Source organism: Nonomuraea sp. NPDC002799 (assembly GCF_053592075.1).
Genome location: NZ_JBSFVA010000012.1, coordinates 22293 through 48163 on the forward strand (window position 1 = coordinate 22293; position 25871 = coordinate 48163).

The 25871-nt window shown below is 72.8% G+C and carries 21 protein-coding genes and 3 tRNA genes; 8 read left to right on the forward strand and 16 right to left on the reverse strand.

Annotation, left to right across the window (positions count from 1 at the left end; all coding sequences use genetic code 11):
- Nucleotides 1–8 precede the first annotated feature (8 nt).
- Both ACWD0F_RS22420 and ACWD0F_RS22425 read left to right on the forward strand, forming a co-directional pair.
- Complete coding sequence (locus tag ACWD0F_RS22420; protein WP_449878358.1) at nucleotides 9–1301, forward strand: oxygenase MpaB family protein; 1293 nt, start codon at nucleotides 9–11, stop codon at nucleotides 1299–1301.
- Nucleotides 1298–4504 (forward strand): ATP-binding protein, encoded by a 3207-nt coding sequence (locus ACWD0F_RS22425; RefSeq protein ID WP_449878360.1) that lies wholly within the window; start codon nucleotides 1298–1300, stop codon nucleotides 4502–4504. The genes ACWD0F_RS22420 and ACWD0F_RS22425 overlap by 4 nt, the downstream gene beginning before the upstream one ends.
- Nucleotides 4505–4545: 41 nt before the next feature.
- On the opposite strand, the gene ACWD0F_RS22430 is transcribed toward ACWD0F_RS22425, so the two are convergent.
- From ACWD0F_RS22430 to ACWD0F_RS22470, 9 genes are all read right to left on the reverse strand, one after another.
- The gene (locus ACWD0F_RS22430) at nucleotides 4546–5289 is read right to left on the reverse strand and encodes an SDR family NAD(P)-dependent oxidoreductase (RefSeq protein ID WP_449878362.1); all 744 of its coding nucleotides are present in this window, start codon (nucleotides 5287–5289) and stop codon (nucleotides 4546–4548) included.
- Between the two features lie 30 nt (nucleotides 5290–5319).
- Nucleotides 5320–6540 (reverse strand): amidase, encoded by a 1221-nt coding sequence (locus ACWD0F_RS22435; protein ID WP_449878364.1) that lies wholly within the window; start codon nucleotides 6538–6540, stop codon nucleotides 5320–5322.
- Nucleotides 6537–7853, reverse strand: a complete 1317-nt coding sequence (locus ACWD0F_RS22440) for a sensor histidine kinase (protein ID WP_449878761.1) — start codon at nucleotides 7851–7853, stop codon at nucleotides 6537–6539. Before ACWD0F_RS22440 ends, ACWD0F_RS22435 begins: the two co-directional genes overlap by 4 nt.
- Nucleotides 7854–7855: 2 nt before the next feature.
- On the reverse strand, nucleotides 7856–8545 hold the full coding sequence (locus ACWD0F_RS22445) for a response regulator transcription factor (RefSeq protein WP_449878366.1): 690 nt from the start codon (nucleotides 8543–8545) through the stop codon (nucleotides 7856–7858).
- A 60-nt stretch (nucleotides 8546–8605) separates the two neighbouring features.
- Nucleotides 8606–9940 carry a cation:proton antiporter gene (locus ACWD0F_RS22450; protein WP_449878368.1) on the reverse strand — a complete coding sequence of 445 codons (1335 nt, stop codon included), beginning with the start codon at nucleotides 9938–9940 and terminating at the stop codon, nucleotides 8606–8608.
- A 12-nt stretch (nucleotides 9941–9952) separates the two neighbouring features.
- The gene (locus ACWD0F_RS22455; RefSeq protein ID WP_449878370.1) at nucleotides 9953–11347 is read right to left on the reverse strand and encodes a cytochrome P450; all 1395 of its coding nucleotides are present in this window, start codon (nucleotides 11345–11347) and stop codon (nucleotides 9953–9955) included.
- Entirely contained in the window at nucleotides 11257–12405 is a 1149-nt protein-coding gene (locus tag ACWD0F_RS22460; RefSeq protein ID WP_449878372.1) for an alpha-hydroxy acid oxidase, read from the reverse strand. The genes ACWD0F_RS22455 and ACWD0F_RS22460 overlap by 91 nt, the downstream gene beginning before the upstream one ends.
- On the reverse strand, nucleotides 12405–13961 hold the full coding sequence (locus ACWD0F_RS22465) for an NAD(P)-binding domain-containing protein (protein WP_449878374.1): 1557 nt from the start codon (nucleotides 13959–13961) through the stop codon (nucleotides 12405–12407). The genes ACWD0F_RS22460 and ACWD0F_RS22465 overlap by 1 nt, the downstream gene beginning before the upstream one ends.
- Before the next feature lie 70 nt (nucleotides 13962–14031).
- Nucleotides 14032–15537 (reverse strand): class I adenylate-forming enzyme family protein, encoded by a 1506-nt coding sequence (locus tag ACWD0F_RS22470; protein WP_449878376.1) that lies wholly within the window; start codon nucleotides 15535–15537, stop codon nucleotides 14032–14034.
- Between the two features lie 119 nt (nucleotides 15538–15656).
- Here ACWD0F_RS22470 and ACWD0F_RS22475 point away from each other — a divergent pair, with 119 nt between their 5' ends.
- Both ACWD0F_RS22475 and ACWD0F_RS22480 read left to right on the forward strand, forming a co-directional pair.
- Nucleotides 15657–16346 (forward strand): sulfotransferase family protein, encoded by a 690-nt coding sequence (locus tag ACWD0F_RS22475; RefSeq protein ID WP_449878378.1) that lies wholly within the window; start codon nucleotides 15657–15659, stop codon nucleotides 16344–16346.
- 305 nt (nucleotides 16347–16651) lie between these two features.
- Complete coding sequence (locus tag ACWD0F_RS22480; RefSeq protein WP_449878380.1) at nucleotides 16652–17179, forward strand: DinB family protein; 528 nt, start codon at nucleotides 16652–16654, stop codon at nucleotides 17177–17179.
- A gap of 66 nt (nucleotides 17180–17245) precedes the next feature.
- Here ACWD0F_RS22480 and ACWD0F_RS22485 read toward each other — a convergent pair whose 3' ends face one another.
- Both ACWD0F_RS22485 and ACWD0F_RS22490 read right to left on the reverse strand, forming a co-directional pair.
- The gene (locus tag ACWD0F_RS22485; RefSeq protein WP_449878382.1) at nucleotides 17246–18220 is read right to left on the reverse strand and encodes a phosphotransferase; all 975 of its coding nucleotides are present in this window, start codon (nucleotides 18218–18220) and stop codon (nucleotides 17246–17248) included.
- A 32-nt stretch (nucleotides 18221–18252) separates the two neighbouring features.
- A complete protein-coding gene (locus ACWD0F_RS22490; protein WP_449878384.1) occupies nucleotides 18253–18612 on the reverse strand; it encodes an STAS domain-containing protein in 360 nt (119 codons plus the stop codon).
- Between the two features lie 193 nt (nucleotides 18613–18805).
- On the opposite strand from ACWD0F_RS22490, the gene ACWD0F_RS22495 reads away from it, so the two are divergent.
- The gene (locus ACWD0F_RS22495; protein ID WP_449878386.1) at nucleotides 18806–20053 is read left to right on the forward strand and encodes a cation:proton antiporter; all 1248 of its coding nucleotides are present in this window, start codon (nucleotides 18806–18808) and stop codon (nucleotides 20051–20053) included.
- A gap of 407 nt (nucleotides 20054–20460) precedes the next feature.
- Here the strand turns inward: ACWD0F_RS22495 and ACWD0F_RS22500 are convergent.
- The 5 genes from ACWD0F_RS22500 to ACWD0F_RS22520 form a co-directional block, all read right to left on the reverse strand.
- Nucleotides 20461–20535: transfer RNA gene (locus ACWD0F_RS22500), tRNA-Val, on the reverse strand.
- Nucleotide 20536: 1 nt separating this feature from the next.
- Nucleotides 20537–20610: transfer RNA gene (locus ACWD0F_RS22505), tRNA-Cys, on the reverse strand.
- Nucleotides 20611–20625: 15 nt separating this feature from the next.
- A tRNA-Gly gene (locus ACWD0F_RS22510) sits at nucleotides 20626–20697 on the reverse strand.
- Between the two features lie 81 nt (nucleotides 20698–20778).
- Nucleotides 20779–21510, reverse strand: coding sequence for an SDR family NAD(P)-dependent oxidoreductase (locus ACWD0F_RS22515; protein ID WP_449878387.1), 732 nt, complete (start codon nucleotides 21508–21510; stop codon nucleotides 20779–20781).
- Nucleotides 21511–21596: 86 nt separating this feature from the next.
- A complete protein-coding gene (locus ACWD0F_RS22520; RefSeq protein WP_449878388.1) occupies nucleotides 21597–22796 on the reverse strand; it encodes a hypothetical protein in 1200 nt (399 codons plus the stop codon).
- A 112-nt stretch (nucleotides 22797–22908) separates the two neighbouring features.
- Here ACWD0F_RS22520 and ACWD0F_RS22525 point away from each other — a divergent pair, with 112 nt between their 5' ends.
- From ACWD0F_RS22525 to hutH, 3 genes are read left to right on the forward strand one after another with little or no spacing between them, the layout of a single operon-like run.
- Nucleotides 22909–23460, forward strand: a complete 552-nt coding sequence (locus ACWD0F_RS22525; RefSeq protein ID WP_449878389.1) for a hemerythrin domain-containing protein — start codon at nucleotides 22909–22911, stop codon at nucleotides 23458–23460.
- A gap of 55 nt (nucleotides 23461–23515) precedes the next feature.
- Entirely contained in the window at nucleotides 23516–24223 is a 708-nt protein-coding gene (locus ACWD0F_RS22530) for an ArsR/SmtB family transcription factor (protein WP_449878390.1), read from the forward strand.
- A 19-nt stretch (nucleotides 24224–24242) separates the two neighbouring features.
- A complete protein-coding gene (hutH, locus tag ACWD0F_RS22535) occupies nucleotides 24243–25793 on the forward strand; it encodes a histidine ammonia-lyase (RefSeq protein ID WP_449878391.1) in 1551 nt (516 codons plus the stop codon).
- Nucleotides 25794–25871 lie beyond the last annotated feature (78 nt).

A 25871-nucleotide genomic window follows, 5' to 3' on the forward strand; every position in this document is an offset into this window, starting at 1 on the left:
GGGCACACATGAACGATCAAGAGGTCGCCGAGCGCTGGCCGGAGGAGAGGTTCCGCCAGCTCAGGCAGCAGGCGGATCCGGACATCGACAAGATCGTGGCCGGCTTCCTGGACACCCAATCCGGGGGAAGCGGGCCGCTGGAGCTGGTGAAGGCCGTCATCGAGGAGCTGGGCCGGGCCAAGCGGGAGGCCAGGGAGCCCTCGGGCGAGCCGCCCGCGTCCCTCATCTTCGACGCCCTCGACTTCACCATGGACCTGCCCGAGTGGGGCGACGACAAGGCGCTGCTCGCCAAGGGGCAGGCGGTGTTCGCCGACTACGGGCTCTACCAGGCGGCGGCGCTGTTCTGCAAGTGCCTGCCGATGGCGTACGTGGAGGTGTCCAGCGCCAAGGTGCTGGGCGGTGTCTCCAACCTGGCCACGCACAGCCTCACCCGCCGGGTCGCCGAGACCGGCCAGATGCTGATCGACGTCATGGGGCTGAAGGCCACCGACAGTCTGCAGCCGGGGCGCCCCGGGCACACCACGGCGATCGGGCTGCGGATCCTGCACTCGTTCGTGCGCGCGCTGGTCAACGAGCGCTTCGCCGACCACTGGGACAAGGAGCGGTTCGGGCCGCCGGTCAACCAGGAGCTGCTGCTCGCCACCATCTTCGACTTCTCCGTGGTGACGTGGGAGGCTCTGGAGAGCATGGGCGTGGTGCTGAGCGAGGAGCAGCGCGAGGCGCACCTCTACACGTGGAGCGTCTTCGGCAACCTGATGGGCGTGGACGCCTGCCGGGACGGCCCGCTCACGCTCGCCGACGTCGATCCGGTCAGCGAGCGCCTGGGCCGCCTGTACGAATCCAGCGACGAGGGCCGCCGGCTGATGGCCAGGCTGCTGGAGGAGATGGAGGGATTCATGCACCTGGGGTGGCGTAAGCTGCCGCGCAGCCTGGTGCACTGGGTCTTCCGCGACGCCGCCCACGGCGCCGACCAGGTGCCCCGCCTCCTCGGCGTGCCGCCGGCCGCCTGGTGGTGCACGGCCCTGTTCGCGGCGGCGCGTTCGGCTCATCGCTCCGCATGGCTGGCGAGGCCGGTGCGCGGTGTGATTCGCTGGCTGGTACGCAGGGCCGGGCGGCACATCGTGGTCGCCCTGATCGACCGCCACTCCGACGGGCAGGCGGCGTTCAGGATCCCCGGGGAGCTGGCCCGCGCGTGGCGGATCAAGCAGTCCAAGCCCGCGGTGAAGACCCGCGAGATCCGCGCCACGGTACGCCAGAAACTACGAGCGCCCGCACAGAGGTCGAAAGGGCTGCGCACGTGACTGTTCCGCATCCGCCCGGCACACTGACCACGGCGACCATCCTGTTCACCGACGTGGTCAGCTCCACCGCCCTGCGGATCAGGCTGGGCGAGGAGCGGGCCAACGTCGTCTTCCGCCGCCTCTACCAGTTGTTGCGCTCGGTGGTGACGGCGAGCGGCTCGACGTTCACCAAGAGCCTCGGCGACGGGCTGATGGCCGTGTTCGACTCGGCCACGGCCGGGCTCGACGCGATCATCGCGGTGGAGCAGGCCGTCGCCGACGAGAACGAGCGGGCCCTGGAGAAGATCTCCATCAAGGCCGCGCTCGCGGCCGGCGACGTGTGCTGGGGTCACGACGACGTCAGCGGGCTGCCGACCGTGGAGGCGGCCCGCCTCGTCGCGGTGGCCGAGGGCGGCCAGGTGCTCTGCACCGATCTGGTCCGGCGGCTGGCCCAGGGCCGCAGCCGGCACGAGTTCAAGGATCTGGGGCGCCTGCCGGGCAAGGGGCTGCGCGAGCCCATGCACACCTACGAGCTGCACTGGCAGGCCGCCGACCACCACCAGAGCGGCGGCCTGGCCACGTGGCTGGACGACGGCCACGTGCTGCCCTTCGTCGGCAGGGACGAGGAGTTGCAGGCGCTGGACGGCGAGTTGTCGGCGGCGGAGTTCGGCAGCGGGGTGGTGGTCCTCCAGGGCGATCCCGGGGTGGGCAAGACCCGGCTGGCCTCCGTGATGGCCCTGCGGGCGCTCAAGCGGCAGTTCACGGTGCTGGCGGGGCGGTGCACGGATCCGGCGCGGCAGGCGTACGAGCCGATCGCCGGCGCGGTGGAGCGGCTCGCCCGCACCTCCCCCGCGCTGCTGCTGCGCGCCGGGATCGACCAGCAGTGCGGCCAGCTCGTCCGCCTGGCGCCGTCGCTGGCCGCGCCGCCCCTGTCCCTGCAGGTGCCGCCGGCCACCGAGCCGGTGTCGGAGCGCTACCACCTGATGGCGGCGGCCCGCACGCTGATCGAGCGCCTGGCCACGGTGCGGCCGGTGCTGCTGGTGATCGACGACCTGCAGTGGGCGACGCTGGAGTCGCTGCAGATGCTCAACGCCCTGATGTGGGACGCCGAATCGTTGCCGCTGCTCGTCCTGGCCACCTCGCGGCCCGTGCCGGCCGACGCGGCCATGCCGGAGCTGCACAAGCTGACGGCCGGCAGCCGGGTCATCCAGGTGCCCTCGTTCGGGCTCGACGAGGTCAGCGACACGCTGGCGGAGGTACGCGGCGGCGGCGACGCCCGGTTGCTGCACCGGATCACCGGCGGCAACGCCTTCCTCATCAGCGAGGTCGTCAGGGAGATGACCGCGGGCAAGGAGCTCGACGCGCTGGCCGTGCCCGACTCCGTCACCCGGATGGTGGTGGCCAGGCTCGCGCAGCTCCACCAGGACGCCCGCGAGCTGGTCAGCCTGCTGGCCGTGGGCGAGCGGATGGAGTCGGCTCAGCTCCGGCTCGGCCTCGACCTCGACGAGGCCCGTTTCGTGGCCGCGGCGGAGGAGGCGATGGCCGCGGGCCTGGTGACGCTGTCCAACAGCCAGTTCTACCAGTTCTCGCATGAGCTGACCAGGAACGCCCTCTACGCCACGCTCTCCGCGCCGCGCGCCGGGCTGTTGCACGGGCGGGTGGCCGACGCCCTGTGCGCGACCGACCCGAGGGCCATGGAGTCGCGGCCGTACGTCGTGGCCGCCCACCTGGTGGCCGCCGCCGAGCACGGCCGCGACCCCGGCCGGGTGAGCGCGGCGGCCGACGCGGCGGTGCTCGCGGCGCAGCACGCCCTGGCCGGGCTGGCGCACCGCGAGGCCGTCACCTGGTACCAGCGGGCGCTCGACCTGCTGCGGGACTTCCCCGGCATAGCGCCGGAGCGGTGCGCGGAGCTGCTGGTGGAGTGCGGCAGGGCGATGTGGCTGGCCGGGCATCCGGAGGCCAGGCCGACCCTCGTGCGGGCGGCCGACCTGGCCAGGGAGTGCGAGCGGGGCGACCTGATCGTCACGGCCGCGCTCGGCGGCGACCGCGGCTTCTCGCACATCTCGGCGGCGCCCGACACGCAGCGCATCGCGCTGCTGACCGAGGCCCGCAAGGTGGTCGACTCCACCGATGTGAGCACCAGGGCACTGCTCGCGGGGCAGCTCGCCTCCGAGCTCATCTGGGCGCCCGACGGCGAGCGGCGCTTCGCGCTCAGCGACGAGGCGGTGGCGCTGGCCCGCAAGTCCGGCGACCCGCGCACGCTGGCCAGCGTGCTCGGCATGCGCAGCCTGACCATCATCCCCGCCGACCCGCTGCACCAGCGGCACCGCGACGGCGACGAGATGCTGGAGGCGGCCCGCCGGACGGGCGACGACCTGGCGCTCTTCCACGCCTACGTGCAGCGCACGCCCCCGGTCCTCGACAGCGGCGACATGGCCAAGGCGGCGGCGCTGCTCGACCAGGCCGACGAGCTGGCCCGCCGGCTGGCGCAGCCGCACCTCAACTGGCTGATCGGCTACTCCAGGGCCGGGCTGACGCTGATGCAGGGCGACCTGGCGCAGGCCGAGTCGGAGGCGGAGGCCGCCATGCGGCTCGGCAGCGAGATCGGCCGGCGGCTGGAGGCCGTGGCCATCTACGCCGAGCAGATCGGCGAGATCCGGCGGCTGCAGGGCCGGCTGTGGGAGCTGCGTGACCGGATGCTCCGCGCGGCCCAGGCGCCGCGGGTCGATCCGGTGCACGCGGTGTTGCGGTTCCTGTGCGAGCTGGGCGACGAGGAGGCCGGGCCGCTGCTCGACCGCATCCTGGCCGACCGCGGCGCGGTGCCGCCGCGCAACATGGCGCACCGGCCCGCGCTGGACAACCTGGCGGTGGCCGCCGCCCACCTGAAGCGGACGGAGCTGGCCGCCCAGCTCTACGACTCGCTGGCCGCCGACGGGGAGACGTTCGGGCACGGCACGGTGGCGCATCACTGCGGGCACCACTACCTGGCCCACCTGTGCGTGGCGACCGGCGATCCGCAGCGGGCCGCCGAGCACTTCGAGGCCGCCGCCGAGGTGCACGAGCGGCGCGGGGTGCCGCTCATGCTCGCGGAGTCCCTGCTCGACTGGGCCGACCTGCTCGACTCCGGCGCGGTGAGCGGGCCCAAGCCGCAGGACCTGCGCGCGTGGGGCGCCTCGCTGGTGTCGGGACGCGGCGCCCTGCTGCTCACCCGCCGCCTGCGCTGACCTGCCAGACGCGCTGACCTGCCCGACGCTGCGTGGGCCGGTCAGCGGAGGTAGGAGGCGCCGTTCAGGTCGAGCACGGCGCCGCTGGCCCATTCGGCGGCCGGGGAGGCGAGATAGAGCACGGCCGCCGCGATCTCCTCCGGCTGCGCCACCCGGCCGAACGGGCTCTGGGCGCGGATCGCGTCGCCGCGCGGCGGCTTGAGGTGCTCGTTCGTCATGTCCGTCTCGACGAAGCCCGGCGCCACGGTGGCCACGGCGACGCCGTGCGGGCCGAGGGCGATGGCGAGTGACTGGCCCAGCGCGTTCAGCCCGGCCTTGCTGGCGGCGTAGGCGGGGCTGTCGGGCTCGCCGCGGAAGGCGCCGCGGGAGGAGACGTTGATGATGCGGCCGCCCGCGGGCATGTGCTTGAGCGCGCACCAGATGGTGTTGGCCGGGCCCACCAGGTTGACGTCGAGCGTGCGCCGCCACGCGGTCTGCCACTCCTCGTAGGAGGTGGCGGTGACGGGGTGGCCGAGGAGGACGCCGGCGTTGTTGACCAGCACGTCGATCCCGCCGAGCGCCTGTGCGGCGGCGTCGGTCATGCGCTGGACCTCGCCGGGGTCGGCCAGATCGGCCGCGACGACGGCGTGGCCCCCGCCCGGCAGGCCGCCGAGCAGGCTCTGGGCGTCCTTCGCCGAGTCCCGGTGGTGGATCGCGACCCGGTCGCCCTGCGCCGCGAACGCCGTGGCGATGGCCCTGCCGATGCCTCGTGACGCGCCGGTCACGAGAACTCCCCGTCCGCTCATTCGCCGCACCCTAGCAGGGGCGCGCGCGGGTCACGGGAGCCGGCCCCCGGCGCCGTCGAGCGCGAAGGCCGCGGCCAGGGCGACGTGGTCCTCCCACGGGCGGGCGACGATCTGCACGGCGCCCGCCCCGCCGATCCCGCCCGCCGAGGGCACGACGACGACGGGCGCGCCGGTCAGGCTCCAGGGCAGGGTCCAGAGATAGTCGGGCTCGATGGACTCCCTCCAGGGTGGCGGCGGCCACGGGGCCGCCGCCGTGACGAGCACGTCCAGGCCGGCGACGGCGGCCATCATGCGGCGGCGGAACCGGTCCCAGTCCCACAGCAGGCGTACGTGCTCAGCCCCCGACAACCCGGTGCGGCCCCAGTGGCGGCGGGTCAGCTCCAGCGCCTCCTGCCGCACGTCGGGCACGGGCTCCTCCACCACCGCGGCCCCGGCCTTGGCCAGCGCCTCCACCGCCGCCGCGACCGGCGGGACGCCGGCCATCGTGCCGACGCGCAGCCCCGCCACCTCGACCGCCGTCCACTCCCGCAGGGGCACGGGCGCGACGCCGGCGTCCAGGCCGTCGGGGCCCGCGATCACCCGCAGGACGGCGGCGAGGTCGGGCACGCAGGACGCCAGCGGCCCGATGACGGTCCTGCCGTCCTCCAGCGCGCCGGAGCGCGGAAAGTGCCCGGTGAGCGGCACCCGGCCGAACGTCGGCTTCAGCCCGGGAATCCCGCACCAGGCGGCCGGCACCCGGATGCTGCCGCCGGAGTCGCTGCCCAGCCCGAGCGGCACCGCTCCCGCGGCCACCAGCGCCGCCGTGCCCGACGACGAGCCGCCGGGGGCGCGCGCCGGATCGCGCGGGTTGCGGGTGACCCCGTGCAGCGGGTTGTCCGCCATGGCGCTGCTGACGGCGACCACGATCGCGCCGGCGGCCCGCAGCCGGGCCACCGCGGTGGCGTCCGAGCGGGGCCGGCGGCCTGGCGTGCCGCGGTCGTTGCCGGTGGCGCCCGTGATCGGCCAGCCGGCCGTGTCGATCCAGTCCTTGACCGTGATCGGCACCCCTTCGAGGACTCTGCCCGCGCCCGCGCGCAGCCGCCGGTCGGCCGCCTCGGCCTCGGCCAGGCTCCGCTCCGAGTCGGTCGCGGCCACCCCGCCGATCCGCCCGCGCAGGTCCGCCAGCCGGTCCAGCGCCTCCCGCACGGTCGCGGTGACCGTCGTCTCTCCCGACACGTGCAGGCGGACGAGGTCCAGCGCGCTCGGCGTCATTTCCGCATCCTAAGTCTGCGCGCGGGCGCTTGGTACGGGAGCGGCACGGCCGCCGTCCAGGTGCGGTCGGCGGGCAGGCGGACCGTGAAGACCGCGCCGGCGCCGGGCCGGCCGTCGGCCGTGATGGTGCCGTTGTGGCCGTCCACCACCTCGCGTACGAGCGCCAGCCCCAGCCCGGACCCGTCGCCGACGAACCTGGTGAACAGCCGCTCGGCGTCCGCCGGGTCCAGTCCCGACCCGTCGTCCCGGACGGTGAGCTGGACCAGGCCGGGAGCGCTGGAGAGCGTCATCCAGACGTGGCCGCCGGCGCTCGTGTGGCGGAGTGCGTTGTCGAGCAGCGCCGAGATCACCCGGCGCAGCGCGGACGCCACCCCGTGCACGACGTGCTCGCCCGCGCCTTCGCAGCGGACCTCGACGCGCACGCCGCGCGCTTCGGCACGCGCGTTCTCGGCCACGGCCAGCTCCGCCGCCAGCCCGGCCAGGTCCACCGGCCCGAACGGCCGCCGGAGCTGGTTGAACTGGGCCGACAGCAGCAGGTCGGCCACCACCTCCCCGAGCTGCCTCGACCCGGTCACGAGCTGGTCCACCTCGTCGATGAGCAGGATCGGGTCGGTGCCGCCGCGCAGTCTGCGCGACAGGAGCTGGGCCCGGGTGTGCAGGCGGGTCAGCGGGGTGCGCAACTCGTGGCTGACGTCGGCGGCGAAGCGGCGCTGGCGGACCAGGGCCTCGCCGAGCGGCGCGATGGCCCGCCGGGAGATGACCTGGCCGACCAGCAGCGCGGCCAGCAACCCGGCGATCTCGGCGGCGGCCAGCGTACGCAGCAGCCTGCCGCGCTCGGCGGCCGCGTAGCGCAGGTCCATCGCGACCTGGACGGTCGCGCCGCCGCGGCGCTGGGTGTGGATGAGGTAGTCGCGGCCGGCCACGCGGACCTCCTCGACCCTCGGCCGGCCTTCGGCGGCCACCCGGTCGAGCACGGAGCGCACCGGCAGGGCGGCCGGCGCCCCCGGAGAGCTCTGCACGGACCCGCCGCGCAGCTCGAACAGCCACATGCAGGGCGGCGGGTGGGCCAGGGGCGAGCGCTGCGCGGCGCCGGCCAGGTCGCGCCGGGCGGAGGCGCTCTGCTCGTGCGTCATGAAGCAGAAGACCAGCACGCCGACGAGCGCGAGCACCACGGAGATCGCGCCCGCCACCTGCACGGTGAGCCGGCGGCGGGCCCGGATCAGCAGCCGCCGGTCAGGATCGGGCGGCCCGCCGGCGCGGGCCGGCAGCCGCCGTTCGGCGGCCGGGCGGCGCGGGCGCGCCCGGTCCAGCATGCTCACAACGCACCCAGGCGGTAGCCCACGCCTCTCACCGTGCACACGACCCCGGTGCCCAGTTTGGTGCGCAGGTAGTAGACGTAGGTGTCCACGATCGATTCCTTCTGAGCGCCGGCGAAGACCCGCTGCCGCAGCGACGTGCGGGTGTGCACCTGCCGCGGGCGGGCGGCCAGGGCGCTCAGCAGCCGGCACTCCTGGCCGGAGAGCAGCACCTGCTCGCCGGTCGGCAGCCGGACCATGTGGGAGTCGGAGTCCAGCCAGCCGGCGCCGAGCGGCAGCAGCCGGGCCTGGTCGATGTTCCTGCGGTGCAGGGCCCTGACCCTGGCCAGCAGCTCGTCGATCTCGAACGGCTTGACGAGGTAGTCCTCGGCGCCCGCGTCGAGGCCGGCGACCCGGTCGGCGAGCGCGCCGAAGGCGGTCAGCACCAGCACCGGTGCGGTGACCGCCTGACGGCGGAGCCGCCGCAGCAGGTCGATCCCGTCGAGCGCGGGCAGGCCGCGGTCGAGGATCACGGCGTCGTAGGCCCGGCTCAACCCCAGATGCAGTCCCCGCTGACCCTCCAGGGCCAGGTCGACGGTGTAGCCCTGCTCGGTGAACAGGTCGACCAGCATGTGCCCCAGCTCGCGGTCGTCCTCGACGATGAGCAGCCGCCGGGAGGGCAGGCCGGCCGTACCCGATGTCCCAGCCACGAGCCCACGTTTACACCGCCGCAGGACTTTTACCAGGTCCACTCGGCCATTGGCCTTCTCTCAGACCGGCGCACCCGGCCCCACCTGCGCCGTCTCGGCGGATTGGACCTGTCCGGCCGGGCTGGTGTCGTGTTCCAGCCGTTCGGGCAGGGCGAGCTTGTAGAGCGGCAGGGCGCCGGCGGTGGTGAGCACCGCCACGAGCACGAGCATGGCGAACAGCTCCTGCGTGATCATGCCCTGGGCCAGGCCGATGTTGATGAAGATGAGGATCATCAGCCCGCGCGCGTTCATCAGGGCGCCCACCGCGTACGACTCCCGCCAGCCGAACCCGAGCCCGCGCATCGCCAGGGCGCAGCCGAAGTACTTGCCGCAGAACCCGGCGAGCAGGATCAGCCCGAACGCCAGCAGCATGGTGCCGCCCGCGATGCCGCCGAGGTGGGTGTTCAGCCCGGAGAAGGTGAAGAAGATCGGCAGCAGCAACGTCGAGACGACCTCCATCATGCGGCCGTGCAGCACCTCACGGAATTTGCTGTCGCGGGGCATCGCCAGGCCGGCGAAGAAGCCGCCGAAGACCGCGTAGACGCCGATCCAGTCCGTCAGCCAGCCGGCGGTGAGCGGGATGAGGATGACGATGTACATGGCGCCCGGGCTGAGCCGGCCGGTGCGCGCGACGGCCCGGCCCAGGGGACGCAGCAGGGGGGCGACGACCTTCAGCATCACGATGGCGAACAGCGCCGTCAGGCCGATGGTGGGCAGCGCCCCGGTGGCGCCGGAGCCGAGGTGCATGGCCGACAGGACGGCCAGGATGCACCAGGCCAGGGCGTCGTCGATGGAGGCCGACAGCAGGGTGAGCCGGCCGATCCGGGTGTTCTCCAGGCTGCGCTCGTACAGGATCCTGGCCAGCATGGGGAACGCGGTCAGCGACAGGGCGCCGCCGACGAACAGGGCGAACTGCAACGGGGAGACGTCGGGGCGGGACAGCAGGTCGTACAGGAGGAGCCCGGTGCCGAAGCCGAGCAGCAGCGGCGGGAGGATCCCCGAGGCGGCCAGCACGCCGGCCTTCTTGACCTCGCCCTCGACCCGCTTGCCGTGGTCGAGCCCGGCGCCGACCAGGAACATGTAGAGGGTCAGGCCGATGGTGCTCAGCACGTACAGGGTCGGCCTGACCTCCGGGGGGAACACCGCGGCCTGTGCCTCGGGGAACAACCAGCCGAACAGCGTCGGCCCGAGGAGCACGCCGGCGACCATCTCGCCGAGCACGCGCGGTTGCATCACCATGAGCGCCAGCCGGCCGCAGATCGCCGCCGTGACGAGGATGACGAGGAGAGCGGGCAGGACCTTGAGGATGAGGGCGAGGTTCGGGTCGGCGGGCGGGGCGAGGGTCATGATGAGCATGCCGGGTCTCCGTCAGTGGTCGAAATAGTGCTCGCACAACCGTTTCCTGCGCGCGTCCCAGACCATGTAGGTGCCGAGGACGAGCTGCACGAGGCTGCGCCAGACCTCCTCCCAGCGATCGCGGACGCGCATGCGGAGCAGCGCGGAGCGGGCCGGGCGAGGGGCGTTCGTCGGGGTGAGCAGGCAGGGTCCCCTGTTGGGCAGGGACCGGGTGTGGGCGGCGGAGGAGTCCAGGGCGTACCTGCCGAGGACCTCGCGCGCCGCGACGCGCATGATGATCGGCGCGAGCCGCCAGGCCGGGCACGGCCGGTTGGCGGCGACGCCGAACGGGATGTGGTTCAGCTCCCTGACCGGCCCGTCGAAGCGGCCGGGGTCGAAGCGGTCCGGGTCGGTGAAGCCGGCCCGGTGGAACTCCGGGTAGTTGAAGCAGAGCACCGAGCCGGCCGGGATGGCGTGCTGCTCGTCGAGCGGGATGTCGGCGGTGGTGACGCGGTGCGCGATGCCGAAGAGCGGGTAGAGCCGCATCGTCTCGGCGATCACCTGGTCGAGGTGACGGTCGTCGCCCGTACGGGCCCGCTCCTGCTCGGCGGGGTGCCTGGCGAGGACCATCAGCAGGTGGGCCATGGCCTCCGCCATCTGCACGACGGCGGTGTTGAAGAAGGCGCCCTGCAGGTAGAAGACCTGCTGCCGGGGTGACAACCGCGGCGGCAGCGGCAGGCGCACCCGGTGCAGGCGGGCCTGCAGGTAGCGGGTCAGGCGGTCGCGGCGCTCCATGTGCCGCAGTCCCGTGCACTTGAGCGAGGTGACGACGTCGTCGGCGTTGCCGGTGATGAGGTCGCGGGCCGCGCGCGGGCACGGCCCGGCGAAGACGAGCTCGTAGAAGAACTCCGCCCAGAGCGGCATCATCAGGTCACGCAGCCGGACCAGCCCGCCCGTGTCCTGGAGCGTACGGGCGGCGCAACGGCGCGTGAGCTCCTCCGCCTCGGCGCGCGGCACGGCGAGCAGGCCGCGGGTGAGCCGGGCGACGGAGTCGTACCGCTCACCGGCCTCCAGGTGTTCCTGGTGCATCTCGGGGCCGGGCGCCAGCCAGTACCAGAACAGGTCCGACAGCGCCGCCCCCTTGCTCCGGCCGCCGGCGGCCGGATGGCAGTAGAGCTCACGGAAACGCTCGACCCCGACGAGGTCGCCGGGGATGGGGATGCCCTCGTTCCCGTTGACGCGGTTGAACACGCGCACCCGCAGGGCCACGATCCGGCCGGGCAGCCACCAGGGCAGGCTCGCCACGAGCGCGAGCGCCCCCACCACCGAACAAGCCATCAGCATGGCGCTCCAGCCCTGCCCGGCCGCCCCGCGTCCGGCCTCGTCCCGCCCGGCCACCCCGCGTCCGGCCTCGCCCCGCCCGGCCACCTCGCCTCCGGCAGCGCCCCGCCCTGCCACACCAGGTCCGGGCAGAGCTCTTGGACGGACGCGCAGCCGCACAGCAGGAGGGCCTGCTCGACCTCCGCGCGCAGCAGGGCGAGCACGCGGGCCACGCCGCGCTCGCCGGCCGCGGCCAGGCCCCAGATCACCGGGCGGCCGACCGCGACCGCGGCGGCCCCCAGAGCGAGCGCCTTCAGCACGTCGGTGCCGCGCCGGACGCCCCCGTCCAGCAGCACGGGCACCGCACCGCCGACGGCCGCCACGATCGGCGGCAGCAGGTCGATCGTGGCGGGCACGGTGTCGAGCTGCCGCCCGCCGTGGTTCGAGACCATGATCGCCGCCGCTCCGTGGCCGAGCGCGAGCCGGGCGTCGGCCGGATGCGTGACGCCTTTGAGCACGATCGGCAACGACGTCATCGCGCCGAGCCGGTCGACGTGCTCCCACGACAACTCCGGCGACATGACGATCGGGCGGACCCGGTCGCCGTCGCGCAGGTTCTCGCAGCACAGGTGCTCGGGCAGGTCGTCGAAGCCGTTGCGCAGGTCCCGCTCCCGCCGGCCGTGCGCGGGCGAGTCCACGGTGACGACCAGGGCCCGGCAGCCGGCCGCCTCGGCGCGGCGGACGAGGCGCTCGGTGAAGTCCATGTCGGGCTGGAGGTAGAGCTGGAACCAGAGCTCGGCGCCCGGCGCCGCCGCCGCCACGTCCTCGATGGCGACGGTGGACGCCATGCTCACGATCATGACGGTCCCGGCCGCCGCGACGGCCCTGGCCGTGGCCCGCTCCCCCTCGGGGTCGGCGAGCCGGTGGAACGCGGTCGGCGCCACCAGCACGGGCACGGCCGCCGGGCTGCCGAGCAGCGTGACGCCGGTCCGCGGTCGCCCGGCGCCGCGCAGCACCCGCGGCAGCAGCCCGAGCCGCCCGAACGCCTCCTCGTTGGCCCGCACGGTGACCTCCGCGCCGGCGCCGCCGGCGAAGTAGTCGTAGTGCGCCGGGTCGAGGCGGGCGCGGGCGGCGGCCTCGAAGTCGCCCAGGCTGCGCAGGTCCATCAGACGGGCACCGAGGAGGTGCGCCTGGCGAAGAAGGCCCGCAGGGGCCCGGCGTGGATCTCCTCGGAGTTCCACTCGTTCTCCAGGTTCTCGGTGATGTGGTGGGTGGCGGGCGGCTCGCCCGGACGGTGGTGGCGGACCACCGGGTGCAGGTAGTGGCCCTCGTGCGCCCGGGCGGAGTCGCTCTGGGCGATCCGGCCCACCTCGATGTCGAACGGGTCTACCTGGTCGTGGTCAGGGCCGTACTCCAGGGTGATCGCGAAGTGGCCGCGGTCGCCGATCGGCGGGCCCTGCAGGTCGTAGGGCACCTCCTCCAGGTAGCGGGCGGTGTCGCCGTCGAGGACGATGACGTCGGCCAGCAGGCCGAACTGCTGCCACAGCGCCGAGGTGCGGTTGATCCGCTCGATGACCGCCGCCGCGAGCGCGCCGGGGTCGGCCGCGAGCTCCCTGGCGGGCCAGGGCACGCCGTGGTGGCGGGACTCCATGACGCGGTGCAGGGCGCGCACGCCGTACCTGAAGCCGTGGATGAAGCCGCTGGTGCCGCGCCTGAAGTCGCGCGACTGGGTGATCGTCCCGGCGAAGTACAGGCCGGGCACGTTGACGGACTCGTACGCGGGGGTGAGCGCCGGGAACCGGTCGTTGACCACCAGCTCGGGGCGGCAGGCGTCGGCGAAGATGCCGGCGTCGAAGCGGAAGCCGGTGCACAGGATGACGCGATCGTACGGGATGTCCTTGGTGACCTCGTTCACCCGGGCGAAGGCCACCGTGACCAGGTACGTGCCGTCCTGTTGCCGTTCGACGCGCCTGATGTCGCCGTCGAGCAGGGCGTTCTGCGACTTGAGCTGGTAGCTGTCGAGCAGGTTGTTGTTGACCGCGCGCAGGTGGCCCACGTAGTGGGTGCGCCAGGCCATGCGCAGCGAGTGCGGGCCCGCCACGTGGATCACCGCGGCCGTCTCGACCAGGTTGTCGGCCGTCTCGAAGCCCGAGTTGCCCTTGCCGATGATGAGCACCCGCTGGTTCGTGTAGCCGGCGGGGTCGGTGGGGGCGGTGCCGTACAGCTCGGCCGTCTCGATGCCCGGAATGGGCGGGATGTTGGGACGCGTGACGCCGGTCGCGACGACGACCCGCTCCGCCAGGTGCGTCCGGCCGCGCTCGTCGGTCACCCGGAACGGCCCCGGCCGCTCGACGCGGACCACCCGCGCGTCGTAGGTGATCCGCAGCCCGGTCTCCCTGGCGAAGTCGGCGAGGTAGCGGACCATGTCGTCGGCGTGCGGGAAGTACCGGTCGCTGTAGCGGGTGAACAGCAGGCCGGGATCGTCGGACAGCAGCGAGTTCCAGTCCATCCGGAGGTTGAGCTCCGGGTCGTCCCAGCCGGTGTGCTTCTTGTTGATCGAGATGAGCGTGCGATGGCGCGGGAAGGTGCGGAAGAACCCGCCGGGCGCGGGTCCGGCCTCCAGGATCTGGTACGTCCGGCCCGCCTGGTGCAGGAAGTGGCCGAGCTGAAGCCCCGCCGGCCCGGCGCCGATCACCAGATAGTCCAGGGTGTTGTCCGGCACTGACGCCTCCGTCACAACGATGTGGTTGAAAGGGCAACAGCATTGTGGGCGGGTGATTCTCAGAAACTGCTCAGAGAGGCCGTCTGCCGTGCCGGGCCAGGAGGGCGCCTTTGTCGGGTTTGCCGCTCATGGCCAGCGGGACGCCGGGCACCATCGTGATCGTCCGGGGGACGCTGTCGTCGCCGAGCTCCGACCGCACCAGCTCTTCCAGGCGGGCGCGATCGGGCGCGCGCCCCTCGGCTGGCACCACGAACGCGTGCACGGCCTCCCCCGTCTCCTCGTCGGGAGCGCCCGTCACGTAGGCCTCGCCGACGTCGGGGCAGGTGGTCAGGACCCGCTCGATCGGGCCCGCGTACACGACCATCGCGTTCACCATGATGACGTCGCGGGAGCGTCCGGCCAGGTGCAGGAAACCGTCCTCGTCCACGTGCCCGAGGTCGCGGGTGCGCAGCACGCCGTCCCTGAGGGTGTCGCGGGTCTCGGCCTCGTCGCCCCAGTAACCGGCCATCAGGTACGGGCTGCGTACGTGGATCTCGCCCCTCCGCCCGGCCGGCAGCTCCCGGCCGTCCTCGTCGCGCACGCTGATCTCGACCCCGGGATGGGGCCGCCCCACCGAGCCCGTCCCTTCGCCGGCGGCGAGGTGGGCGGGCGTGAGCATCGCGATGTTGCCCGCCTCCGTCTGCCCGTACCCCTGGTAGACGACGGGCCCGAGCCTGGCGGCCGCCGCCGCCAGTCGCCGCGCGCTGATCGGCGAGCCCGACACCATCAGCGCCCGCAGGCTGCCGACGTCGGCCGGGTCCCGCTTGAGCAGCTCCAGCATCTGCGCCAGCCGGGGCACGGTGATGATCGAGCCGGTGATCCGGTGGCGCTCGATCGCGTACGGGAACAGCGGCCGCCCGTCGTCCACCGGGATCACGGCGGTGCCGCCGCCCAGCAGGCACGGCGCCAGGAACTCCATGACCACCATGCTGGCCAGCGTGCCGAACAGCAGGTAACGCTCGAACCCCCGGGCGAGGCCGGCCGCGACGGGCGACCACACGCGCGGCTGCCACGTCCAGTGCTCGCTCAGCGCCCCGTAAGTGATCGCGCAGCCCTTGGGGCTGCCGGTGCTGCCGCTGGTGAAGGTCAGCGCGGCCACGTCGCCGGGGCGGGCCGTCACGTCGAGCGGCCCGCCGTCGTCCGGATGGCCGAGCAGGTCGCGGGCGTCCGCCACCGGGCCGAGCGAGAGCCTGCGGGCCGGGGTCGGCAGCGGCTCGGCGGTCGCGTCCACCAGGACCGCGTCGATCCCCATGCCGAGCACGTGGGCGAGCTGTCCCGGCGGATAGCCGGGCCGGATGCCCACGACGCGGCAGCCGAGGGTGTGCGCGGCCATGTGCGCGGCGAACGCCTCGGGCGTGACGGCGGTACGCACGCCGATCGACCGGCCGGGGCCCAGGCCGGCGGCGCGCAGCGCGCCCGCCAGCCTGCGGATCAGCTCCAGCAGCTCGGCGCGGGAGACGATCCTGCCGCCGTGCTCGAAGGCGGGACCGGCGGGTGCCGCGCGGAGCGCGTCCAGGAGGGGGTGGGGGAAGAGCATGGCCGGCTCCTCTGTGCAGGCAAGGCCGTCTGCGATAGGCATGAGTCGTCATATAACGCGATTCCCGGTGGGGACAGCGCGAGACCGTAGCGGGCCCAGATCAGAGACGGATCAGAGACGTGAAGGTGATCGGCGCCGGGTTCGGCCGCACGGGCACGAGGTCGCTGAAGGCCGCCCTCGAACGGCTCGGGTACGGCCCCTGCTACCACATGTCCACCGTCATCGCGGAGCCGTACCGGGTCAGGCAGTGGCTCGACGTCGGGGAGGGCCGCTCGCGCGACTGGGACACGGTGTTCGCCGGCTTCCAGGCGGCGCTCGACTGGCCCGCGTCCGCGTACTGGCGTGAGCTGGCCGGGCACTATCCCGACGCCAAGGTCATCCTGACCGTCCGCGATCCTGAGCGCTGGTGGGACAGCGTCAGCGCCACCATCTTCCGCAGCGCGGCGGCGGAACGTCAGCGGTTGCCCCTGCGCCGCCGGATCGTCCGCCGGCTGGTGGCGCTGCGGTCGCCGGACTTCGCGCTCTATCCGCGCATGGCCAGGGCGACCGTCATGGACCACCTCTTCGACGGCCGCATCGACGACCGTGAGCACGCCATCGGCGTCTTCGAGCGGCACGTCGCCGAGGTGCGGGCGGCGATCCCGGCCGGGCGGCTGCTGGTGTTCGAGAGCCGGGACGGGTGGGGGCCGCTCTGCGCGTTCCTCGGCGTTCCGGTGCCGGACGAGCCGTTTCCGCAGGTCAACGAACGAGCGGACTTCCGCAGGAAGCGACCGGGCCGGTTGTGGCGGCTGATCGTCCGCGGACGCTGACCACCGAGCACCTTCCGGCTCGCCGTCAGGACCGGGCCGGTTCACGACGGGCCCGCCGTCAAGATCGGGTCAGTCTCATGACGGGCTCGCCGTCAGGTCAGGTCGATCTCATGACGGGCTCGCTGCCAAGATCGGGCCGTTCTCTGGACCGGGTCACTCTCAGAACCTGCTGACAAAGGGTTTGGTCGCTGAGGCCGGGACAGGGATGCCCTGGTCGAGCCCCATCTTCGAGCGATACGCCCGGCGGCGGGCAAGATACGCGCGTACCCCGCAAAGTCGGTTGCACAGGTCGTCATGATGGGGACATGACATGGACAGCACCCGACGTAGAGCGGGGACCTCGGACGGACATGGCCTGTGGCGAACGCGAGATGCTGGATGACTGGTTGAAGCTCCGCCGGGTGTTCCTGCTGCGCAAATGCGCCGGCCTCACCGCCGAGCAACTGAAGACCGCCTCTGTGGAGCCGTCCAACCTGACGCTACTCGGCCTCCTGCGGCACATGACGGAAGTCGAGCGCTGGTGGTTCCGGGAGAAGTTCCTGCACGAAAACTTGCCCGAGCTGCACATCACGGAGGAGTACGAAGACGGCGACTTCGACCTGGTGGCCGACGCCGACGCCGAGGCGGACTACGCCGCCTTCCTCGCGGAGACGGCTGCCTGCGATGCCGCGGTCGCGGACATCGACCTTGAGGAGCTGGCCGACGACCCCCGGGCGCCGACCGGCAAGGTCAGCCTCCGCTGGATCTACATCCACCTCCTGGAGGAGTACGCGCAGCACACCGGGCACGCCGACCTGATCCGGGAGCGCATCGATAAGGTTACGGGAGCGTAGCGGCTCTCCCGGCATCACCCGTATCCCTGTCCCGTCCTCAGCACCAAATCCTTTGTCGGCAGGCTCTCACGGGAGGGCGGCCAGCAGGGTGTCGATCCGCGCGCGGGTCAGCGGCCGGTTGAGCATGGTGCTCAGCCGGTCGCGGGCCCTGGCCCGGTTCTCGGGAGACTCCGCCGGAGACAGTGCGCGCCTGGTGTAGAACTCCAGAAGATGCCCCTGCTCGGCGATCGCCATGGAGAAGTCGGCCGGCTCGGAGACCGGCGCGGGACCGCCGGCGGCCCGGTAGGCGCGGTAGGCGGCCACGGCGTCGTGGAGCGGCAGGTCGGCCAGGATCTTCGCCAGCTCCCACCCCGGCCGGGCCGGGCCGCAGTTCTCCCAGTCCAGCACGACCACGCCGCCGTCGGCGGCACGCCGTACGTTCTCGACGTTGACGTCGCAGTGGCAGGTGGTGACGAACTCGCGGCCGGGCGGGACGACCAGGTCGTCCAGCGCGATCAACTCAGGCAGCACACGACCGAGCGCCGGCCTCCACTCCGCTCCCGCGTCCGGCAGCGCCCGCCCCTGCGCCGATCCCCACTCCGCTCCCGCGTCCAGCAGCGCCTCCCAGCCCGCGCGCCCCACCGGCTCGGCGAACCAGGCCGGCACCGGTCCCGCCGCCGGATGCCCGACCCCGTGCAACCGGGCCGTCACCGCGCCGAGCTCCGCCCCCGTGACGCGCGCACCGTCCACCAGATCGACCCACTCGTAGACCCGCAGGCTCTGGTCGAGCAGAATGGCGCCGTCCGAGGCCGGGACCGGCCGCGGCAGCCGGACGCCCGCGCTCGCGGCGGCAAGCTGGAAGGCGGTGTCCGCCCGCGCGACCTGCTCCTCCACGGGCGCGAGCAACTCCTTGACCGCCCACGAGCCGCGCCCGGTGTCGAGCCGCCAGATCACGCCCAGCTCACCGCGTGCCGCGTAGACCGGCGGTCCGAGCGGCTCCCCCAGCCCGTACGCCCGCACCACGGCCACCACCGCCGAGCCCTTCATGCCCGCACGTCGCATGCCCTCATCCTGCGTGCCCTCCGCGAAAGGCGTCAGGAGCTGCCCAGAAGAGGCCGCTCAGCGCAGCAGGCCGCCGCCGCGTCCGCGGTCAGGGTGAGGACGTGGTCGATGGCGCAGACGCTCAGCACCAGCGCGACCGGCCGGCTGAGCGTGGCGACGACCAGGTCACCGCCGCGCGATCTGGCCACGTGGCAGGCGTGCACCAGAGCCGAGGCGCCGGTGGAGTCGATGAACGACACCTCCGCCAGGCGCAGCGTCAGATGGGGGCCGCGCTGCTTCATGATGGTGACCAGGAACTCGTTCAGATCGGGCGCTGTGGCGAGGTCCACCTCGCCGCTCACGTCGATGACGGTGGTGTGAGGGCGCACGCTGGCGCTCAGATGCAACTTCATGGACCGGTTCCTGTTCAGGGGCATCATCGACGCGCTGCTGTGCTGAGCCTCTCCCGTACCCTCCCTTTCACAGGTCAATCGCCTACCACCCGGAGAACTCGCGGCAGGAGCCCGGCGCGCTGCCGATCAGGGAGATGACGCCATCTTCCGCCCGAAACGGATTTTTAGTGACCTTTTGGGCAGTGGGCCGGGGATGTCCACGCTTGATCTCATCCTGGCCCTCGGCGGCGGCGCGGCCTTGCTCGCCGCCATCCTCCCCGAAGTCCTCGCCCGCCGCCCCCTGTCGCTCCCCCTGGTCTACTTACTGGGCGGCGTGCTCCTGTTCGTGTTGCCGATCGGCCTGCCGGCGCCCGACCCGATCGCGCACCGCGTCGCGTTGGAACACGTCACCGAGATGTGCGTCGTCGTCTCGCTCATGGGCGCGGGGCTGGCGATCAACCGGCGGGTGGGGATCCGCGGCTGGTCCACGACCTGGCGGCTGCTCGGGCTGGCGATGCCGCTGACCGTGGCCGGGCTGGCCGCCGTCGCCGCCCTCGTGCTCGGCTGGCCGCTCGCGGCGGCGTTGCTGCTCGGCGCGGTGCTCGCGCCCACCGATCCGGTGCTCGCCTCCGACGTGCACGTGGGCGAGCCCGTGGACGCGAAGAACGCCGACGACGAGGTCCGCTTCGCCCTCACCTCCGAGGCCGGGCTCAACGACGGGCTGGCCTTCCCCATCGTGTACGCGGCCATCGCCGTCGCAGCCGTCGGCGGAACCGGCTGGCTCGGCGAGTGGGCGCTGGTGGACGTGCTCTACCGCACCGCGGCCGGGCTGGTCTGCGGCCTGGTGATCGGCTGGCTGCTGGGACGCCTGTTCTTCCGTGCCCGCTCGGGCGAGCTGCGCCTGTCCGAGCGCCGCGACGGATTCGTCGCGCTGGCCGCCACCTTCCTCGCCTACGGAGTGACGGAGCTCGCCCACGGGTACGGCTTCGTCGCCGTGTTCGTCACGGCGTGCACCATCAGGCGGGTCGAGCACGGCCACGGCTACAACAACGTCCTGCACGGCTTCGTGGAACAGGTCGAACGGCTGCTCACGGCCTGGCTGCTGCTCCTGCTCGGCGGATTCGTCGCGACCGGGGGCCTGGCGGCCCTCACCTGGCGCGGCGCCGCCGTCGGGTTGTCGTTGCTGCTGGTGATCCGCCCGGTCGTGGGCTGGCTGACGCAGTCAGGCGGTCCCGCCGGACCTCGTGAGCGCCTGGTCGTCTCGTTCTTCGGGATCCGGGGCATCGGGTCGCTGTTCTATCTGGCGTACGCGCTGGGCGTGGCGGACTTCGGCGTGCCGGCACGGGAGCTCTGGGCGGTGACGGCCTTCACGGTGCTGGCCTCGGTCGTGCTCCACGGCGTCACGGCCACCCCGGTGATGACCCGCCTCGACGCGCTCCGCGAGCGATCATTGGGCCGGTAGGGCCCATTTCCCGCCTTCGCAGGTGGGAGGACCGTAGGTGAATCGCCGTCCGCTGCTCGTCTCGGCCACGATCACGTCCTGCGCCCCGCTGCGGAGGCATCCACCATCCGCGACCGGAACCCGGGTCGATCCTCCCGCTGGAATCTCCCGGCTGTAGCTGGTGTCGCCGAGCCCTTTCACCGGACCCCTTGGTCGGCGCACTGCTCACCCTCCAGCGAAGCATGTGACGCCCCGAGTGTCACCCGGCGCCCTCACACGACGCCACGTGAGGGGAAAGTCGCCGAAGAAACGTTGGCGCCTGAGATGGTGCTGACCAACCTGATCAACCCGGACAACAAGAAGCCCCAGAATCCCGGCGTGTGCCGTGATCTGGGGCTGACTCCTGTGACCTGGTCTGCTTGACAGTCTGGTGGACGATACAGGGATTGAACCTGTGACCCCTTCCGTGTCAGGGAAGTGCTCTCCCGCTGAGCTAATCGTCCGTGGAGGTGGCGACGGGATTCGAACCCGTGTGGACGGCTTTGCAGGCCGCTGCCTCGCCTCTCGGCCACGCCACCGAGCCGAAAGCCCCGAGCGGAAGACGGGATTCGAACCCGCGACCCTCACCTTGGCAAGGTGATGCTCTACCACTGAGCCACTTCCGCGTCCGCCCCGCGTAAGCCGGGCGACGAGAGAACTCTAGCGAATCTCGGCCGAGTCCCCAAACCGGATGGGGCCCGCGCAGGTCACGTGTGGCCGCCGTTGACCGTGACGCGCTCGCCGGTGATGAACGCGCCCCCCTCCGAGGCCAGGAACGACACGGCGGCGGCGACGTCCTCCGGCGTGCCCATCCGGCGCAGCGGCACCTCCTCGCGGTAGCCGCCCTGATCGAGGCCCGCGTGCCGCTCCACCGGGATCCAGCCGGGGGCGACGACGTTGACCGTGATGCCGTACGGCCCCAGCTCACGGGCCCACGCCTGGGACATCGCGTGCTGGGCGCCCTTGGCCGCGACGTAGGCGGACATGCCGGGCAGTTTGCGGTCCACGATGTCGGAGCCGATCTGGATGACGCGGCCGCCGCCCCGCTCCTTCATGGCCGGCAGCACCGCCTGCACCAGCAGCGTCGGGCTCTTGACGAAGAAGGCGAGCTGTTCGAGGTGGGCCTCCCAGGAGAGGTCCTCGATCGGGATGGACGGCTGCGGCCCGGTCGCGTTGGCGACCAGCACGTCCACGGGGCCGAGCTCCGCGGTGACGTTGGCGACCAGGCCGGCCACGTCGGCCTCGTCGGTGGCGTCGGCCCCGAACGCCATCGCGGTCCCGCCGAGATCGCGGATGCCGGACACGACCCGTTCGGCGCCGGCGGGGTCGGCGTAGTAGTTGACGGCGACGGCGAGGCCGTCGGCGGCCAGGCGGCGCGCGATCACGGCTCCCAGGCCGCGCGACGCGCCGGTGACGAGGGCGACTGCTGGTGTCGTCATGGCCTGACTCTAATCGCGCCCATGGCCTGACTCCCATCGCGCCTTCCGGGCTTCCATGGCCTGAATCCGATCACGCCGTCCGGGCTTCAGCGGCTGAGTTGCAGGCCGGCCGGGTGCGGGCCCTCGGTCTCCAGGCGGTACTCCGCACCGGCGACGGCCCGGTTGTCGTCGATGACCCGCTCGGACGGCGGCTTCTCCCCGCCCATGATCGCCGCCTGCGTCTTCGAAAAGCGCTCATGGGCCTCGTTCACGTAGCCGGCGCCCAGGGTGGTGCAGTCGATCTGGGTGGCGAGCAGGTCGCGGACGTAGCCCTTGTTCGGCTCGAACGTCACCGGCGGCGGCAGCGCGGGCGCCAGCACCTGGTCGGGGTCACGGTCGTCGAACCGCTCGAACAGCTGGGCCGCCAGCCGCAGATGCTCCAGCTCCATGCCGAGATGCAGCTCCCACAGGCTCCGCACCTGGGGATCGGACTCGGTCTCCATGAAGGAGTAGTACAGGTAGCACTCGTTGTACTCGTGGTTGAGCAGCATCTCCCACCAGCTCTCCCCCGGATCGACCAGCGACTCGTAGTGGGTGACGTGCGCCTCGCCGATCAGGCCGATCTCCTGGTAGAGCTGCCGGGCGATCGGCTCCATGAAGGTGGGGCCGGCGTTCAGGCAGAAGTTCATCATCTGCCGCTCGACCGCCGTGATCGTCAGCGCGTGCAGCCTGGACAGCGGCTCCGTCCGCTCCCTCCGGTACGGCTCGCGCACGTTGTCCACGGGGTCGCGATGCTGCAGGTACGCCGGCCGCCCCGGCATCACCTCGGTGAGCCGGTCGACGATCTTCTCGGCCTTGCGGTGCTCGATCAGCTCGTACAGGTTGGCGAACCGGTACAGATGGTCGAAGTCCTCCAGCATCCCGAACTGGTAGGCCCGTTTCAGATCGGGATCCGGCTCCATCCTGGCCACCCAGGCGGTCAGGTCCACCGCCGTCTGCCCGTAGGCGATCGTCGTCTCCAGCACCGACGCCGATCCCGGCAGCAGCCAGCCGACCGCCTTCTGCTGCTGCGCCTCGATGTAGCGCACCCGCGCGAGCTGCCGCTTCAGCTCGAGGTCGGGGCAGTGCCGGGCGAGCTGGTGACTGAACAGGATCGCCTCGACCTCGATCGCGTTCATCGCGATGATCCGGCACCGGGTGTACGGGTCGGCGTGGTCGGGATCGATGGGTGTGACGTCCATCTCACGCAAGGTGCGCAACTGCTCGTCCAGCGGGATACCCCGCTCCTGGAGCGGATCGAAGGCCATGTCGCGGCCCGTACCCGCGGCCGGTGCCGGCAACCTCCGCGTTCGGTGCTCGAACGGCCCGCGTTCGGTAAGGCCGCGAGTGCCGCGAGAACGGGCAGGGTACGGCGACGACGTGGCTGAACAAGATGTGATCGATCTGCTGATGGCCCAGCACGGCCAGATCAGGGACCTGTTCGACGAGGTGGAGCAGGCGCCGCCGGACAAGGTCGGGGAGGCGTTCGGCCGGTTGACCCGGATGTTGTCCGTGCACGAGACGGCCGAGGAGGAGATCGTCCATCCGTACGCGCGCCGGAAGCTCGACAACGGGCAGGGCGTGGTCGCCGACCGGCTGGGCGAGGAGAACCGCGCCAAGCGGCTCCTGCAGGACCTGCACAAGTCGGGGGTGGATCATCCGCAGTTCTGGGAGGGTCTGGCCGCGCTGCGCACGTTGGTGACCGTGCACGCGCGCAGCGAGGAGCGCTACGAGTTCGTCAAGCTCCGGGCGCGCACCTCGGCCGTCGAACGGCGGGCGATGGCGGCGGCGGTACGGGCCGCGGCGTCCCTGGCGCCGACCCGTCCGCATCCCGGCACGGAGACCATGGCCAAGAGCCTGCTGCTGGGCACGCCCGCCGCGGTGATGGACCGGGCACGTGACCTGATCAGGAAGGCTCTCGGCAAGGGCTGAGCACACCGGCACCCTTCGGCCGCAGGCGAAGTGTCGGTGAGTTAGCGTCGTGAGCATGGAGCACATCGCCCGTGACGCCGACATCGCCCCCGTGGCCGCGCTCATCGCCGACCCCACCCGGGCGGCGATGCTGACGGCCCTGCTCGGCGGCCGGGCCCTGGCCGCCGGTGAGCTGGCCGGGCTCGCGGGGGTGAGCGCCGCCACCGCCAGCGCCCATCTGTCCAGGCTGCTCGACGGCCGGCTCGTCGACGTCGTCCGCCAGGGCCGCCACCGCTACTACCGCCTGGCCGGGCACGAGGTGGCCGAGGTGCTCGAAGTGCTGGCCAGGGTGAGCGCCCGCCCGCCGGTGCGCTCGCTGCGCCAGTCCAGGCAGGCCAGGCTGCTGGAGGAGGCCCGCACCTGCTACGACCACCTCGCCGGCCGGGCCGGGGTGGGGCTGCTCGACCGGCTCACCGAGGGCGGCCACTACGCGGGCCAGGACCTGACGGAGAGCGGCGAACGGCTGCTGACCGGCTTCGGCGTGGACGTGGCCGGAGCGCGCGGGTCCAGGAGGAGGTTCGCGCCCGCCTGCCTGGACTGGACCGAACGCCGCTCGCATCTCGGCGGCGCCCTCGGCGCGGCGATCACGGAGGTGCTGCTGGAGCGCGGGTGGTACCGGCGGGGGACGATCCCGCGGGCGGTGGTCCGCACCGAGGAAGGTAGGCAGGGACTGGAGGCGTTGTTCGGAAGTAAGGAGCTAACATCACATACGCCGGTTACCTAGCAGCGAGAGAGACCCCATCATGCGCGACAACGGAGTCGTGACCGTCGGCCCGGAGCCACTGACCTTCGACGACGTCATCGAGGTGGCCCGCCACGGCGCCGCCGTCCAGCTCACCGACGACGCCATCGCCGCCGTCTCGGCCGCCCGCCAGCGGGTCGACGAGCTGGCCGAGAGCCCGACGCCGGCGTACGGCATCTCCACCGGGTTCGGGGCGCTCGCGACCCGGCACATCGACCCGGCGCTGCGCGCCCAGCTCCAGCGCTCGCTGGTGCGCTCGCACGCGGCCGGCAGCGGTCCCGAGGTGGAGACCGAGGTGGTGCGCGCGCTCATGCTGCTGCGCCTGCACACGCTCGCCACCGGCCACACCGGCGTCCGACCGACCACGGCCAAGACCCTGGCCGCGCTGATCAGCGCCGGGATCACCCCGATCGTGCACGAGTACGGCAGCCTGGGCTGCTCCGGCGACCTGGCGCCGCTCGCGCACGTGGCGCTCACGCTGATGGGCGAGGGCGTCGTGCGCGACAAGGACGGGAAGACGCAGCCGGCGGCCGAGGCGCTCAAGCAGGCCAGGATCGACCCCGTCGAGCTGGCCGCCAAGGAGGGCCTGGCCCTGATCAACGGCACGGACGGCATGCTCGGCATGCTCGTCCTGGCCATCGACGACCTCACCCGGCTGGTCAGGACCGCCGACGTGAGCGCCGCCATGAGCGTGGAGGGGCTGCTGGGGACGGACCGGGTGTTCGCCCCCGAACTGCAGGCGCTGCGCCCGCAGCCGGGCCAGGCGCTGTCCGCCGCCAACATGACGAAGGTGCTGCGCGAGTCCGGCATCATGGCCAGCCACCGCGCCCCGCAGGACTGCGCCCGCGTCCAGGACGCCTACTCGCTGCGCTGCGCCCCCCAGGTGGCCGGGGCCGCCCGCGACACGATCGCGCACGCGGCGGCCGTGGCCGGCTGGGAGCTGGCCAGCGCCGTCGACAACCCCGCCGTGCTCCAGGACGGCCGCGTGGAGTCCAACGGCAACTTCCACGGCGCCCCCATCGCGTACGTCCTGGACTTCCTGGCCATCGTGGCCGCCGACCTGGCCTCGATGTCCGAGCGCCGCACCGACCGGTTCCTGGACGTGGCCCGCAACCACGGGCTGCCCGCGTTCCTGGCCGACGACCCCGGCGTGGACTCGGGTCACATGATCGCGCAGTACACCCAGGCGGCCATCGTCTCCGAGCTGAAGCGGCTGGCCGTGCCGGCCAGCGTGGACTCCATCCCCAGCTCGGCCATGCAGGAGGACCACGTCTCCATGGGCTGGTCGGCCGCGCGTAAGCTGCGCCGGTCCGTCGACGGGCTGACCCGGGTGCTGGCCGTCGAGGTGCTCACCGCCGCCCGCGCGCTCGACCTGCGCGCTCCGCTGCAGCCCGCGCCCGCCACGGCGGCCGTGGTCAGGGCGCTGCGCGAGACCGTGCCCGCGCCCGGGCCGGACCGGTTCCTCGCGCCGGAGATCGAGTCGGCCGTGCGGCTGGTGGCCGAGGGCGGCGTGGTGGCGGCGGCGGAGTCGGTCACCGGCCCGCTGGCGTGAGCGCTGGCGGAGCCGGTCACCGGACCGCCGGCGTGAGCGGTGGTGCGGCCGGGCTCCCGGCCGCGCTGGAGCTCGCCG

Excerpts from the sequence above, each read along its gene's own strand:
- ACWD0F_RS22490 (WP_449878384.1), bottom strand. The coding sequence starts at position 18,612 with ATGAAGTTGCATCTGAGCGCCAGCGTGCGCCCTCACACCACCGTCATC.
- ACWD0F_RS22470 (WP_449878376.1), bottom strand. The coding sequence starts at position 15,537 with ATGCTCTTCCCCCACCCCCTCCTGGACGCGCTCCGCGCGGCACCCGCC.
- ACWD0F_RS22485 (WP_449878382.1), bottom strand. The coding sequence starts at position 18,220 with ATGCGACGTGCGGGCATGAAGGGCTCGGCGGTGGTGGCCGTGGTGCGG.
- ACWD0F_RS22495 (WP_449878386.1), top strand. The coding sequence starts at position 18,806 with ATGTCCACGCTTGATCTCATCCTGGCCCTCGGCGGCGGCGCGGCCTTG.
- ACWD0F_RS22460 (WP_449878372.1), bottom strand. The coding sequence starts at position 12,405 with ATGGACCTGCGCAGCCTGGGCGACTTCGAGGCCGCCGCCCGCGCCCGC.
- ACWD0F_RS22480 (WP_449878380.1), top strand. The coding sequence starts at position 16,652 with ATGACATGGACAGCACCCGACGTAGAGCGGGGACCTCGGACGGACATG.
- ACWD0F_RS22430 (WP_449878362.1), bottom strand. The coding sequence starts at position 5,289 with ATGAGCGGACGGGGAGTTCTCGTGACCGGCGCGTCACGAGGCATCGGC.
- ACWD0F_RS22530 (WP_449878390.1), top strand. The coding sequence starts at position 23,516 with ATGGAGCACATCGCCCGTGACGCCGACATCGCCCCCGTGGCCGCGCTC.
- ACWD0F_RS22520 (WP_449878388.1), bottom strand. The coding sequence starts at position 22,796 with ATGGCCTTCGATCCGCTCCAGGAGCGGGGTATCCCGCTGGACGAGCAG.
- hutH (WP_449878391.1), top strand. The coding sequence starts at position 24,243 with ATGCGCGACAACGGAGTCGTGACCGTCGGCCCGGAGCCACTGACCTTC.
- ACWD0F_RS22420 (WP_449878358.1), top strand. The coding sequence starts at position 9 with ATGAACGATCAAGAGGTCGCCGAGCGCTGGCCGGAGGAGAGGTTCCGC.
- ACWD0F_RS22435 (WP_449878364.1), bottom strand. The coding sequence starts at position 6,540 with ATGACGCCGAGCGCGCTGGACCTCGTCCGCCTGCACGTGTCGGGAGAG.
- ACWD0F_RS22515 (WP_449878387.1), bottom strand. The coding sequence starts at position 21,510 with ATGACGACACCAGCAGTCGCCCTCGTCACCGGCGCGTCGCGCGGCCTG.
- ACWD0F_RS22440 (WP_449878761.1), bottom strand. The coding sequence starts at position 7,853 with ATGCTGGACCGGGCGCGCCCGCGCCGCCCGGCCGCCGAACGGCGGCTG.
- ACWD0F_RS22450 (WP_449878368.1), bottom strand. The coding sequence starts at position 9,940 with ATGCTCATCATGACCCTCGCCCCGCCCGCCGACCCGAACCTCGCCCTC.